This window comes from Yersinia alsatica, assembly GCF_902170305.1.
GTDB lineage: Bacteria > Pseudomonadota > Gammaproteobacteria > Enterobacterales > Enterobacteriaceae > Yersinia > Yersinia alsatica.
On record NZ_CABHWW010000005.1, the window covers coordinates 76,124 to 88,023 of the forward strand.

Sequence of the window (11,900 nt, forward strand, 5' to 3'; positions counted from 1 at the left end):
GACAGAAAAATCAATTTTTTGCCCTCTCATTTGTTGAAATTTTATATTCTTTTTTATGAATGGCCTTGCCTTACTTAGGTTATCAAGCGGCCCCAGTGGAAAAGAGCCTTTCTTGTTCAAATATGATATTATTCTTAATAATCCATATAAATGAAATTGATAGAATGTTGCTGCGTTTATATCAGGTATTACTCTACCTTATTCAACCTCTGATTTGGTTGCGGTTGCTGCTGCGTAGCCGTAAAGCCCCCGCTTATCGCAAGCGCTGGGGAGAACGCTATGGTTTCTGTGCCGGTAAAGTTGTCGCTGGCGGCATTATGCTGCATTCAGTTTCAGTCGGTGAAACACTGGCTGCTATTCCATTAGTCAGAGCATTGCGTCATCGCTATCCGTCCTTACCCATTACTGTGACCACTATGACCCCCACCGGTTCTGAGCGAGTTCAGTCTGCTTTTGGTAAAGATGTTCACCACGTTTATCTTCCCTACGATCTTCCCGGTTCGGTGAATCGTTTTCTTGATCAGGTCAATCCTAAGCTGGTCATTATCATGGAAACAGAACTGTGGCCTAACCTGATTAATGCCCTGCATCGTCGCAAAATACCCTTGGTGATTGCTAATGCGCGTCTTTCTGCCCGCTCAGCCGCAGGTTATAAGAAGATCGGTAGTTTTATCCGCAATATGCTGCAGCGCATCACATTAATTGCTGCACAAAATCAAGAAGATGGCGATCGCTTTATCGAATTGGGCCTCCGTCGCTCACAACTGACCGTAACCGGCAGTCTGAAATTCGATATTTCAGTCACACCTGAATTAGCCGCCAGAGCAATCACTTTACGCCGCCAATGGGCGCCGCATCGCCCAGTCTGGATTGCTACCAGCACCCATGACGGCGAAGAGACCATTTTACTGGAAGCTCACCGGCAATTATTGCAGCGCTTTCCAACATTATTACTGATTCTGGTGCCCCGCCATCCCGAGCGGTTCCCTAAAGCAGTTGAATTAACACAGAAAGCTGGGCTGAGTTACACATTGCGCAGCAAAGGCGAAATCCCTTCGGCCAGTACACAAGTGGTGATCGGCGATACCATGGGTGAATTGATGCTGTTGTACGGCATCGCTGATTTAGCCTTTGTCGGCGGTAGCTTGGTTGAGCGTGGTGGTCATAACCCATTGGAAGCAGCGGCTCATGCCATCCCCGTGCTGATGGGGCCACATACATTTAACTTTAAAGATATCTGTGCCAAGCTGGAACAAGCCGAGGGGCTGATTACTGTCACCGATACTCTCTCGTTGGTAAAAGAAATTACCATGCTGCTTACCGATGAAGATTGCCGCCTCTATTATGGCCGTCACGCAGTTGATGTATTGCATGAAAATCAGGGCGCACTACAACGGTTACTACACTTGCTGGAGCCTTATCTGCCGCAACGGAGCCACTAAATGAGTGCAAAAAAACGCCTATCAGTGGTGATGATTGCCAAAAACGAAGCCTCGCTACTGGCGGATTGTTTGGCATCCGTTATTTGGGCTGATGAAATAGTGGTATTGGATTCAGGCAGTGAAGATGAAACCGTCGCATTAGCCCAACAATATGGCGCAAAAGTTTACAGCAACACCGAATGGCCGGGTTATGGCAAGCAACGGCAATTAGCCCAACAGTATGCCACTGGCGATTACATTCTGATGCTAGATGCTGATGAGCGAGTCACTCCTGAGCTTAAAGCCGCGATTGAAGCTGTCTTATTGGCACCAGAAGATGGCGCGGTGTATAGCTGCGCGCGGCGAAATCTATTTTTAGGCCGCTTTATGCGCCACAGTGGCTGGTATCCCGATAGAGTCACCCGGTTATATCCGCACCACCAATACCGCTATAACGATGATTTAGTTCATGAATCACTTGAGAGCGGCACCGCTAAAGTTATCCCGCTGGCAGGTGATTTATTGCATCTGACCTGTCGCGACTTCTTTGATTTTCAACGTAAACAGCTTAACTATGCTCAAGCATGGGCGAATCAGCGCCATCAACAGGGTAAGAGTTGCAGTTATTTTTCAATTCTCAGCCATACTCTCGGGGCATTTTGCAAAACATGGTTATTACGTGCCGGTTTCCTCGATGGTAAACAAGGGCTATTGCTGGCGGTGGTAAACGCGCAATATACCTTTAATAAATATGCGGCTCTGTGGGCATTGAGCCATCAATATCAGAAAAGCGAGAACTCATGACCACTAAAGCCATCTATCCGGGGACATTTGATCCTATTACCAATGGGCATTTGGATTTAGTCACCCGCGCGTCAGAAATGTTTAATCACGTGATTCTGGCTATTGCGGACAGCTCCAGCAAAAAGCCGATGTTTACTTTGGCCGAGCGAGTAGCCTTGGCAAAGCAAGTGACTGCGCCACTGAAGAATGTTGAAGTGTTGGGATTCAGTGAGCTGATGGCAGAATTCGCCAAAAAGCATGATGCAAATATTTTGGTGCGCGGTTTACGCTCAGTTTCAGATTTCGAATATGAATGGCAACTGGCAAATATGAATCGTCACTTGATGCCAAAACTGGAAAGTGTCTTTCTGATGCCATCGGAGAAGTGGTCATTTATCTCATCTTCTCTGGTCAAAGAAGTGGCGCGCCATGGTGGCGACATCACGCCATTCCTTCCAGCGCCCGTCACCAAGGCGCTAATGACCAAGCTGGCTAAATAACAGATAAATAGCGTTAATGCTGGCAGTGACGGCAAAAGAATGTGCTGCGCTGCCCATGTTTTGCAATTTCAATCAAATGCCCACATTGGCGGCATGGCTCACCTGCCCGCCCATAGACCTGCAACTCTTGAGCAAAATAACCGGGTTTGCCATCTGACTGTAAAAAGTCGCGCAATGTCGTACCCCCTTGCTCAATAGAGTGCAATAACACCGCTTTTATCGTGGCCACTAACCGTGCAGTTTCTACTTCGGTTAATGAACCTGCAGCACGCTCTGGCAAGATACCGGCAGCAAATAAAGATTCACTGGCGTAAATATTACCAACCCCCACCACCACTTTGTTATCCATCAACCACTGTTTAACCACAGTGCGCTTGTTGCGTGATTTATCAAGCAGATACTCAGCCGTGAATTCATCGCTCAAAGGTTCTGGCCCTAGATGCGCGAGTACGTTACTGGTTTCAAGGTCTTTCGCCCATAGCCAGGCACCAAAGCGGCGTGGGTCGGTATAACGCAGTATTTTACCGTTACTGATCACCAAATCGACGTGATCATGTTTTTCCGGCTCGGTTTCTTCCGACAAAATGCGCAAGCTACCTGACATCCCCAGATGTACGATAATCCAGCCTGTTTTCAGTTCTAGCAGTAAATATTTTGCCCGACGCTGAACACTTAATACTGGTTGGTCACTGAGTGCGAGGATTTCATCGGATACCGGCCAGCGTAAGCGAGCATTTCTCACCACTGCATAGAGAATGGTCTGGCCGACAAGATAAGGTTCGATCCCGCGTCGGCTGGTTTCAACTTCTGGTAATTCAGGCATGCAACCCCCCTAAACGTATCTCACTGTACTTTATATAATAAAAAACCCGGCCGAGGCCGGGTTTTCTTAATCCACCAAAATTAAAATTATTTAATTTTAGCTTCTTTGTAGATCACGTGTTGACGGACAACTGGATCGAATTTCTTCAATTCCAATTTTTCCGGCTTAGTACGCTTGTTCTTCGTAGTGGTATAGAAGTGACCAGTACCAGCAGAAGAAACCAGCTTGATCTTCTCGCGAACACCTTTAGCCATGATTCAGTTCCTTAATACTTCTCACCGCGGGCGCGAATTTCGGCCAAGACCGTTTCGATACCCTTCTTATCAATAACACGCATACCTTTAGCAGATACACGCAGAGTTACAAAGCGCTTCTCGCCCTCAACCCAAAAACGGTGAGAGTGAAGGTTCGGCAGAAAACGGCGTTTGGTCGCGTTCATTGCGTGGGAACGGTTGTTACCGCTCACCGGGCGCTTGCCAGTAACTTGGCAGACTCGGGACATGTCTATTCTCCAAAAATCAAATCAGCTCGAGCTTCGTATAGGATTTGGCCGCCTCGTCAGGCTTTAGAGCCCATCTCAGCAAATTCACTGAGAAGACTCACTGTCATCAGGTCAGAAACCCCTGTCACCAGGCTATAAACCTGCTGAGATAGGCTCTTCACGCCAAACCCAAGATTCTCAAAGGTGGCGTAGTATACGCTCTGAAGCGTAAGTGCTCAAGTCCCGAACAGCTAAAGATCCCGAAAGGATCAATTATTATTTCGCTAAAGCCATCCGCGTTCGGCAAATGAGACACATTCACCCCGTCCAACCACCAAATGATCGAGCACCCTAATATCCAATAATGAGCAGGCTTTTACGACCTGCGTGGTCATCAAACGGTCGGCTTGGCTCGGTTCAGCCTTACCCGAGGGGTGATTATGCGCCAGAATCAGCGCGGCGGCATTAACCTTCAGCGCTTCACGCACAATTTCCCTCGGATGGACCTCTACGCTGCTGATGGTACCAGTAAACATCTCCTCATGGCGAATAACACGATGCTGGTTATCCAAAAACATGACTAAAAAAATTTCACGCTCGCGGTGAGAAAGAATATTTTGCAGAAATTTTTGGGTGATCTCGGGGTTGAGCAGGACACTCTCCTGCATCAGATGAGTTGAAAAGCAGCGACCGGCCAATTCTGCGATAGCTTGAATCTGACTGTACTTCGAAACACCAATCCCTTTTTTGGTGCATAAAGTGGCGTAATCTGCCGATAGTAACTCATGCAGTGAACCAAACTCTTCAATCAGATACTCAGCCATTTTCATTACGTGCATACCCGGAATACCGGTGCGCAGAAAAATAGCGAGCAATTCGGCGTCAGTCAGCGCTGCTGCACCATATTTCAGTAATTTTTCCCTTGGTGCCACCTGCCCATACCACTCGTCCATTCCCTGGCTCCTGTTATCCCTAAGCAGCGTGAGCAGCATGCCTGAAGGCTTAGGGGCTGACGAGCCAGTAATTGACAGCATGCGTAGCGTCTCGCAAATTTGATGATTGATGGCATCAGGAGATGCCCTGATAGCTAATCTGCCCTGCGGTTATGCTAAAATATCGCCTCTTACGGCTTTCATTCGGACAATCATGATGACGGGACTTTCCGGCAAACATATTGTGCTCGGGATTAGCGGGGGCATTGCCGCGTATAAATCTCCAGAGCTGGTACGCCGCTTGCGCGACAGAGGCGCAGAGGTGCGCGTGGTTATGACCAGCGCTGCCAAAGCGTTTATTACGCCACTCACGTTGCAGGCAGTCTCGGGTTATCCCGTCTCTGATGATTTACTCGACCCTGCGGCAGAAGCGGCTATGGGTCATATTGAACTGGGTAAATGGGCTGACTTGGTGATTATGGCTCCAGCCACCGCTGATTTACTGGCCAGAGTCGCGGCCGGTATGGCAAATGACTTGCTGACAACAGTTTGTCTGGCAACGCCAGCGCCTATTGCTGCAGTGCCTGCCATGAATCAGCAAATGTACCGGGCAGCTGCCACCCAAGCTAACTTACAGACACTCGCCAATCGTGGAATGTTATTGTGGGGGCCAGATAGCGGCAGCCAGGCATGTGGCGATGTCGGCCCAGGTAGAATGCTAGACCCGCTGGAAATTGTCGCTCTGGCGCAAGATTATTTTTCTGCCAAGCAAGATCTGCAACATTTGAGTGTCATGATTACCGCCGGCCCCACACGCGAAGCTCTTGATCCGGTGCGCTTTATCAGCAACCAAAGTTCAGGCAAGATGGGCTTCGCGATTGCTCAAGCCGCCGCCGCCCGAGGAGCAAATGTGACTCTGGTTGCCGGGCCGGTGACACTGCCAACACCCGCGGGTGTTAAGCGTATTGATGTTGTCAGCGCGCTTGAGATGCAGCAAACAGTCCAGAACTTAATCGCCCAGCAGAATATTTTTATTTCTTGTGCTGCGGTAGCGGATTACCGCGCCGAGCAGGTTTCTGACGAGAAAATAAAAAAACAAGGCGATGAAATAACGCTTAAGTTGGTGAAAAATCCGGACATTGTCGCCGGGGTCGCTGCGATGACTAAAAATCGTCCATTTGTTGTTGGATTTGCTGCCGAAACCCAGAATGTGGAAGAATACGCGCGACAAAAGTTAGTGCGGAAGAAATTAGACCTTATTTGCGCTAATGATGTATCACTCGCAGAGCATGGTTTTAACAGTGACACTAATGCCTTGCACCTTTTTTGGCCGACGGGAGAAAAACGCTTACCGCTTAGCGATAAACATCTCCTTAGTCAGCATTTAATAGACGAGATTGTCAGCCGTTATGATGAAAAAAATCGACATTAAAATTCTGGACCCACGAGTTGGCAATGAATTTCCTTTACCAACTTATGCCACAGAAGGCTCTGCCGGTCTGGATTTACGTGCCTGTCTAAGCGAGGCCGTTGATTTACTCCCGGGGCAAACAACCTTGCTGCCTACCGGCTTGGCAATACATATCGGCGATAGCGCACTGGCTGCTGTTATTTTGCCGCGTTCTGGGCTTGGGCATAAGCACGGGGTGGTATTAGGTAATCTGGTCGGGCTTATTGATTCTGATTATCAAGGTCAGTTGATGGTTTCCGTCTGGAACCGTGGTCAACAGCCTTTCACTATCGAGCCCGGCGAACGTATTGCACAAATGGTGTTTGTCCCTGTTGTACAAGCAGAATTCAATCTGGTTGAAGATTTTGACCTTAGTGAACGTGGTACCGGTGGTTTTGGTCATTCTGGGCGCCAATAACCTACCCTAGACCTCGATACCGTAAAAAAGCTATCACATAAGCCGCCGGGGCATGACCTCAGTGCGGCCGGTATTTGGGTTTTTGTTATTAAGTCATTTTTAGCAAGGGTCTACTCGGACATGGCAGAAAAAGAAAATACGAAAAGGAACAGGCGCGAGGAAATTTTGCAGGCTTTAGCGCAAATGCTGGAATCCAGCGATGGCAGCCAACGCATTACTACCGCCAAACTCGCCGCTAATGTGGGTGTTTCTGAAGCAGCGCTTTATCGGCATTTCCCCAGCAAAACGCGGATGTTTGATAGCCTGATCGAGTTTATTGAAGATAGTCTGATGTCCCGCATTAATTTGATTCTGCAAGATGAAAAAGAGACGTTTAACCGTCTTCGGCTAATCTTGCTGCTGATATTAGGCTTTGCAGAACGCAACCCTGGGCTGACCCGTATCATGACTGGGCATGCTCTGATGTTCGAGCAAGACCGCTTGCAAGGGCGAATTAACCAACTGTTTGAGCGTATTGAAGTGCAATTACGCCAAGTTCTTCGTGAGAAAAAACTGCGCGATGGGCAGGGTTTTATCCATGATGAAGCCTTACTGGCAACTCAGTTACTGGCGTTTTGTGAAGGGATGCTTTCACGCTTTGTTCGTTCGGAATTCCGCTACCGACCAACACAAGAGTTTGATGCCCGCTGGCCTCTGATTGTGGCTCAGTTGCAATAAACTTAGTTCAGGGTAGGTTAAAAACTATGTAAAAAGGGCCATTTGGCCCTTTTCGTATTTTGGGTTGAGGAAACCTTAGATACCGTATTTTTGGCGATACTGACGCACAGCAGCCAAATGGTCAGCCATTTCGGGTTTTTCTTCCAGGTAACTGATGACATCTTTCAGGGTCACAATAGAAATCACTTTGCAGTGATAATCGCGCTCAACTTCCTGAATTGCCGAAATATCGCCGCGGCCACGTTCTTGGCGATCCAATGAAATCATCACACCAGCCAGAGTCGCGCCGTGTGCAGTGATAATTTCCATAGATTCACGAATCGCAGTACCTGCGGTTATCACATCATCCACCAGCATGACGCGACCTTGCAGTGGGCTACCCACCAGGCTGCCGCCTTCACCGTGATCTTTCGCTTCTTTACGGTTAAAGCAGTAAGGCACATCGCGCTCATGATGCTCCGCCAAAGCCACAGCCGTGGTAGTCGCAATAGGAATACCTTTATAGGCTGGCCCGAATAAAAGGTCGAACTCAACACCACAATCCATTAATGCTGCGGCATAAAAGCGCCCGAGTTTTGCCAGATCAAGCCCGGTATTAAACAATCCAGCATTAAAGAAATAGGGGCTAATCCGCCCTGACTTCAGGGTAAACTCGCCAAACTTCAACACCTGCTTGTTAAGCGCAAACTCGATAAACTCGCGCTGATAGGCTTTCATTGGTACTTCTCCTCTCCAGATTGTGACCGCTTTCGTTAATCACTTTGTTTAGTTATTTGGTACACCACCAACCTGCTCATCACGATGTGTTTATCAAGGTGATAAGCCTTGGGTTAGCAGGCAAAAAAAAGGCGACTACCAAGTCGCCTAAATCAATTATTGTGCTAACGCTGCTTTCTGCGCCTGGAAGATAGTTTCTATCCCTCCCCGGGCCAAATCCAGCAACGCCAATAACTCTTCATGGCTGAACGGCTCGCCTTCAGCGGTGCCTTGCACCTCAATCATCCGGCCGTCTTCCATCATCACCACATTCATATCCGTTTCTGCTGCAGAGTCTTCTACGTATTCCAGATCGCAAAGGGCTTCACCTTTAACGATACCGACAGAAACAGCGGCAACTAGCCCTTTCATCGGGTTAGCTTTCAATTTGCCGCTCGCAACCAATTTATTCAGTGCATCGGCCAATGCCACACAAGCGCCGCTGATTGAAGCTGTACGAGTACCGCCATCGGCCTGCAAAACATCGCAGTCTAAAGTGATGGTGAACTCACCCAGCTTCTTCAAATCAACCGCTGCACGCAAAGAGCGAGCAATCAGGCGCTGAATTTCTAAAGTACGGCCACCTTGTTTACCTTTCGCTGCTTCGCGGGCATTACGGCTATGGGTGGAGCGCGGCAACATGCCATATTCAGCTGTTATCCAGCCTTGCCCTTGGCCTTTCAGAAAGCGCGGAACACCCTCTTCGACCGTGGCGGTGCACAATACTTTGGTATCGCCAAATTCAACCAACACTGAACCTTCAGCGTGTTTCGTGTAATTACGGGTCAGGGTCAATGGGCGGACTTGTTGTGCTGCTCGGTCTGCTGGACGCATGGGCTTTCTCCGGCTTTAAATCGATATTGGTCGCGCATTATACGGCCTTAGTGATGTAATGCCTATCCTGCCTGCGCCCCGGAGGCTATAATCCCTGCATCTTTTCTTTAAAACGGGTACGCAACAATGATCCGCAGCATGACCGCCTACGCTCGGCGTGACATTAAGGGTGAGTGGGGTAGCGCAGCTTGGGAGCTGCGTTCCGTTAACCAACGCTACTTAGAAACTTATATTCGCTTACCTGAACAGTTCCGTAGTCTGGAGCCAGTCATCCGCGAACGCATCCGTGGCCGCTTAACCCGCGGTAAAATTGAGTGCAATCTGCGTTTTGAACTGGACGCTAACGCACAAAGTTCGTTGATCCTGAATGAAAAACTGGCGAAACAATTAGTTGAAGCCGGTAACTGGGTCAAAATGCAAAGTGATGAAGGCGAAATCAATCCAGTCGATATTCTGCGCTGGCCGGGAGTTATGGCCGCAGAAGAACAAGATTTAGATGCCATCAGTACCGAGCTGATGCAAGCGCTGGATGTGGTGCTGGATGACTTTATTATTTCCCGCGAGACCGAAGGTGCAGCCTTGAAAGCCCTTATCGAGCAGCGTCTCGACGGTGTTAGCGCAGAAGTGGTTAAGGTTCGTGCACATATGCCAAACATTTTGCAATGGCAACGTGAGCGGCTGCTGAGCAAGCTGGAAGAAGCACAAGTTCAGTTGGAAAATACCCGTCTGGAGCAAGAGTTAGTGCTGATGGCACAGCGTGTAGATGTGGCTGAAGAGCTGGATCGTCTGGAAGCGCATGTCAAAGAAACACACAATATTCTGAAGAAGAAAGAAGCCGTTGGCCGTCGCCTTGATTTTATGATGCAGGAGTTCAACCGCGAGTCGAATACCCTGGCATCAAAATCTATCAACGCAGAAGTCACCAATTCAGCCATCGAGCTGAAAGTGCTTATAGAGCAAATGCGCGAGCAGATTCAGAACATCGAGTAATACCTCAAGCAATCTCTAATCGTCCTATCTAGATAAAAAGCCATTATAAATAATGGCTTTTTTGTTTTAGGCGGCCCCACTTTGTATCACTAAGACGCGCTCTTTTTGTATACAGCAGTGGGCTAAGATGATTGGCACATATTCTGATCTATCTCTCGCTAAAGTATGGAAGCAGCCAAAGAGCGAGCAGAATATGCTTGATATACAACCCATTTCATTATGCTGGTTATGATTTTCTGGCCGACTTATTTATACAGCTTAGCGCTCATCATCACTTTATTACCCATACGGGCGCTGATGATTTTGTAACCTGATGCATTCATGTCTTTCGCCTTTTTAGCAATCACCGCTTCAACTGAATCCAGGGTACTGCCTGTAGCAGTCACTGTCTGTGCAGCAGCACCAAAAGCCATCAGGGAAAGAATACTGGCGGAAATAAGAGTGTTAATCGTTTTCATGTTCATAATCCTGTAGATATTATTTAATATATTCATATGGTTAGAAACGCGCTGGGAGAGTTGGCGCATTCCTATTGATTCGATACTATTAAGCATCAAAGTTATTTTTCAGCGCTTCTAGGCCGCCACGATAAATGCCGGAGAACAGCGCTTCAGCTTCTGCATCACTGACGTCGACTGGCGTAAAGCTGCCGGTCCATTCCACTCGGGTAATATTGTTGTCGGCAGTGGTGTGAACCGAGATCGTCGACAAATAATCAACTATCGGGAACGGTGCCTGAATAATGGAGTAACTGTAGCTACGCTGACGGTTATCAAAGGCTTCCAGACGCTCGATAACGGTGCCGCCGTCAGCGGTGGTTAGAGTGCGTACGCGGCCTCCTTCTGTAACGACACTTTTCGGGATGAACGGCAGCCAATCAGGCAGGGAGTCAAAGCCGCCCATCAGTTGCCATACCGTGTCGGCAGAAGCAGGGATTTCAATTGATACAGTCGTATTAGTCATTTTTTTCTCTTAATTTCAGTTAGATAAAATTACATTGTCAGGGTGTCAATGACACCGCCGTCGACCCGCAGAGCAGCACCTGTGGTTGCCGAAGAGAGCGGTGAAGCCAGGTAAACCACGAGGTTTGCCACTTCATCGACATCCGCTGCACGCTGGATGATGGAGCTAGGACGCGCGGTTTTGACGAACTCGTCGGCTTGTTCGCGCGGGCTGAGGCCCGATAACGCGGTGGCATCCGCCAACATCTCTTGCAGACCTTCAGTAAAGGTTGGGCCAGGTAAAATGGCATTGACTGTCACGCCGGTTCCCGCCAGGCGTTTTGCCAAGCCGTGCGACACCGCCAGATTGGCGCTTTTGGTAACACCGTAGTTGATCATGTCAGCCGGGATTGCCACACCTGATTCAGATGAGACAAAAATGATGCGTCCCCAGCCCTGTTCAACCATCCCTTTGGCATAGTGGCGCGACAGCCGTACACCAGAAAGGACGTTGACGTTATAAAAGTGCATCCATTCCTCGTCGGGAACGCTAAAGAAGTCTTTATCGTTGAAGATACCGAGATTATTGATAACGATATCGGCCTGCGGCTCCGCGGCGCACAGAGTGGCAACCCCTTGCTCGGTGCTAAGATCAGCAACGACGCCACGCAGCGACGCGCCCGGTAGTTTTGTGCTGATCGCAGTAATCGCACTATCAACCCCCTGTTTCTGGCGGCCGACGATAACCACGGTGGCACCGGCTTGCGCCAGTCCTTTAGCAATGCCAAGCCCGATGCCGGATGTTGAACCACTGACCACAGCGATTTTGTTGGAAAGATCTAATTTCATATTAT

General features: G+C 48.7%; 16 protein-coding genes. 7 read left to right on the forward strand and 9 right to left on the reverse strand.

From position 1 onward, the window contains the following. Positions 1–164 precede the first annotated feature (164 nt). From waaA to coaD, 3 genes are read left to right on the forward strand one after another with little or no spacing between them, the layout of a single operon-like run. The gene (gene waaA / locus FTA96_RS01215) at positions 165–1,442 is read left to right on the forward strand and encodes a lipid IV(A) 3-deoxy-D-manno-octulosonic acid transferase (RefSeq protein WP_050110420.1); all 1,278 of its coding nucleotides are present in this window, start codon (positions 165–167) and stop codon (positions 1,440–1,442) included. After that, the gene (locus FTA96_RS01220; RefSeq protein WP_050110419.1) at positions 1,443–2,225 is read left to right on the forward strand and encodes a glycosyltransferase family 2 protein; all 783 of its coding nucleotides are present in this window, start codon (positions 1,443–1,445) and stop codon (positions 2,223–2,225) included. Continuing rightward, the gene (coaD, locus tag FTA96_RS01225; protein ID WP_050123955.1) at positions 2,222–2,704 is read left to right on the forward strand and encodes a pantetheine-phosphate adenylyltransferase; all 483 of its coding nucleotides are present in this window, start codon (positions 2,222–2,224) and stop codon (positions 2,702–2,704) included. Before FTA96_RS01220 ends, coaD begins: the two co-directional genes overlap by 4 nt. Before the next feature lie 13 nt (positions 2,705–2,717). On the opposite strand, the gene mutM is transcribed toward coaD, so the two are convergent. The 4 genes from mutM to radC form a co-directional block, all read right to left on the reverse strand. Beyond that, a complete protein-coding gene (gene mutM, locus FTA96_RS01230; RefSeq protein WP_050110417.1) occupies positions 2,718–3,527 on the reverse strand; it encodes a bifunctional DNA-formamidopyrimidine glycosylase/DNA-(apurinic or apyrimidinic site) lyase in 810 nt (269 codons plus the stop codon). 86 nt (positions 3,528–3,613) lie between these two features. Next, the gene (gene rpmG, locus FTA96_RS01235; protein ID WP_004392084.1) at positions 3,614–3,781 is read right to left on the reverse strand and encodes a 50S ribosomal protein L33; all 168 of its coding nucleotides are present in this window, start codon (positions 3,779–3,781) and stop codon (positions 3,614–3,616) included. 11 nt (positions 3,782–3,792) lie between these two features. After that, complete coding sequence (rpmB, locus tag FTA96_RS01240) at positions 3,793–4,029, reverse strand: 50S ribosomal protein L28 (protein ID WP_005164747.1); 237 nt, start codon at positions 4,027–4,029, stop codon at positions 3,793–3,795. Positions 4,030–4,292: 263 nt separating this feature from the next. Further along, on the reverse strand, positions 4,293–4,961 hold the full coding sequence (radC, locus tag FTA96_RS01250; protein ID WP_050123957.1) for a RadC family protein: 669 nt from the start codon (positions 4,959–4,961) through the stop codon (positions 4,293–4,295). 193 nt (positions 4,962–5,154) lie between these two features. Here radC and coaBC point away from each other — a divergent pair, with 193 nt between their 5' ends. The 3 genes from coaBC to slmA all read left to right on the forward strand — a co-directional run bounded on the left by coaBC (position 5,155) and on the right by slmA (position 7,525). Next, positions 5,155–6,372, forward strand: a complete 1,218-nt coding sequence (gene coaBC / locus FTA96_RS01255; RefSeq protein ID WP_050135781.1) for a bifunctional phosphopantothenoylcysteine decarboxylase/phosphopantothenate--cysteine ligase CoaBC — start codon at positions 5,155–5,157, stop codon at positions 6,370–6,372. Further along, a complete protein-coding gene (gene dut / locus FTA96_RS01260) occupies positions 6,350–6,808 on the forward strand; it encodes a dUTP diphosphatase (RefSeq protein ID WP_050101102.1) in 459 nt (152 codons plus the stop codon). The genes coaBC and dut overlap by 23 nt, the downstream gene beginning before the upstream one ends. Before the next feature lie 120 nt (positions 6,809–6,928). After that, positions 6,929–7,525 (forward strand): nucleoid occlusion factor SlmA, encoded by a 597-nt coding sequence (gene slmA, locus FTA96_RS01265; protein ID WP_004710465.1) that lies wholly within the window; start codon positions 6,929–6,931, stop codon positions 7,523–7,525. Between the two features lie 75 nt (positions 7,526–7,600). Here slmA and pyrE read toward each other — a convergent pair whose 3' ends face one another. Together pyrE and rph are read right to left on the reverse strand one after the other, a co-directional pair. Beyond that, complete coding sequence (gene pyrE / locus FTA96_RS01270) at positions 7,601–8,242, reverse strand: orotate phosphoribosyltransferase (protein ID WP_050123959.1); 642 nt, start codon at positions 8,240–8,242, stop codon at positions 7,601–7,603. Positions 8,243–8,398: 156 nt separating this feature from the next. Further along, positions 8,399–9,115 (reverse strand): ribonuclease PH, encoded by a 717-nt coding sequence (rph, locus tag FTA96_RS01275; RefSeq protein WP_050110110.1) that lies wholly within the window; start codon positions 9,113–9,115, stop codon positions 8,399–8,401. 126 nt (positions 9,116–9,241) lie between these two features. Here rph and FTA96_RS01280 point away from each other — a divergent pair, with 126 nt between their 5' ends. Then, on the forward strand, positions 9,242–10,105 hold the full coding sequence (locus FTA96_RS01280) for a YicC/YloC family endoribonuclease (RefSeq protein ID WP_145573035.1): 864 nt from the start codon (positions 9,242–9,244) through the stop codon (positions 10,103–10,105). 245 nt (positions 10,106–10,350) lie between these two features. Here FTA96_RS01280 and FTA96_RS01285 read toward each other — a convergent pair whose 3' ends face one another. The 3 genes from FTA96_RS01285 to FTA96_RS01295 form a co-directional block, all read right to left on the reverse strand. Then, complete coding sequence (locus FTA96_RS01285) at positions 10,351–10,563, reverse strand: YdgH/BhsA/McbA-like domain containing protein (protein ID WP_050110124.1); 213 nt, start codon at positions 10,561–10,563, stop codon at positions 10,351–10,353. An 88-nt stretch (positions 10,564–10,651) separates the two neighbouring features. Next, positions 10,652–11,068, reverse strand: a complete 417-nt coding sequence (locus FTA96_RS01290; protein ID WP_050110125.1) for an SRPBCC family protein — start codon at positions 11,066–11,068, stop codon at positions 10,652–10,654. A gap of 29 nt (positions 11,069–11,097) precedes the next feature. Continuing rightward, positions 11,098–11,895 carry an SDR family NAD(P)-dependent oxidoreductase gene (locus FTA96_RS01295; RefSeq protein ID WP_050135806.1) on the reverse strand — a complete coding sequence of 266 codons (798 nt, stop codon included), beginning with the start codon at positions 11,893–11,895 and terminating at the stop codon, positions 11,098–11,100. Positions 11,896–11,900: the final 5 nt, after the last annotated feature.

What these genes read in the sequence shown, in the direction of transcription:
- waaA (WP_050110420.1), top strand. Translation starts at nt 165, where the DNA reads ATGTTGCTGCGTTTATATCAGGTATTACTCTACCTTATTCAACCTCTG.
- FTA96_RS01220 (WP_050110419.1), top strand. Translation starts at nt 1,443, where the DNA reads ATGAGTGCAAAAAAACGCCTATCAGTGGTGATGATTGCCAAAAACGAA.
- coaD (WP_050123955.1), top strand. Translation starts at nt 2,222, where the DNA reads ATGACCACTAAAGCCATCTATCCGGGGACATTTGATCCTATTACCAAT.
- mutM (WP_050110417.1), bottom strand. Translation starts at nt 3,527, where the DNA reads ATGCCTGAATTACCAGAAGTTGAAACCAGCCGACGCGGGATCGAACCT.
- rpmG (WP_004392084.1), bottom strand. Translation starts at nt 3,781, where the DNA reads ATGGCTAAAGGTGTTCGCGAGAAGATCAAGCTGGTTTCTTCTGCTGGT.
- rpmB (WP_005164747.1), bottom strand. Translation starts at nt 4,029, where the DNA reads ATGTCCCGAGTCTGCCAAGTTACTGGCAAGCGCCCGGTGAGCGGTAAC.
- radC (WP_050123957.1), bottom strand. Translation starts at nt 4,961, where the DNA reads ATGGACGAGTGGTATGGGCAGGTGGCACCAAGGGAAAAATTACTGAAA.
- coaBC (WP_050135781.1), top strand. Translation starts at nt 5,155, where the DNA reads ATGATGACGGGACTTTCCGGCAAACATATTGTGCTCGGGATTAGCGGG.
- dut (WP_050101102.1), top strand. Translation starts at nt 6,350, where the DNA reads ATGATGAAAAAAATCGACATTAAAATTCTGGACCCACGAGTTGGCAAT.
- slmA (WP_004710465.1), top strand. Translation starts at nt 6,929, where the DNA reads ATGGCAGAAAAAGAAAATACGAAAAGGAACAGGCGCGAGGAAATTTTG.
- pyrE (WP_050123959.1), bottom strand. Translation starts at nt 8,242, where the DNA reads ATGAAAGCCTATCAGCGCGAGTTTATCGAGTTTGCGCTTAACAAGCAG.
- rph (WP_050110110.1), bottom strand. Translation starts at nt 9,115, where the DNA reads ATGCGTCCAGCAGACCGAGCAGCACAACAAGTCCGCCCATTGACCCTG.
- FTA96_RS01280 (WP_145573035.1), top strand. Translation starts at nt 9,242, where the DNA reads ATGATCCGCAGCATGACCGCCTACGCTCGGCGTGACATTAAGGGTGAG.
- FTA96_RS01285 (WP_050110124.1), bottom strand. Translation starts at nt 10,563, where the DNA reads ATGAAAACGATTAACACTCTTATTTCCGCCAGTATTCTTTCCCTGATG.
- FTA96_RS01290 (WP_050110125.1), bottom strand. Translation starts at nt 11,068, where the DNA reads ATGACTAATACGACTGTATCAATTGAAATCCCTGCTTCTGCCGACACG.
- FTA96_RS01295 (WP_050135806.1), bottom strand. Translation starts at nt 11,895, where the DNA reads ATGAAATTAGATCTTTCCAACAAAATCGCTGTGGTCAGTGGTTCAACA.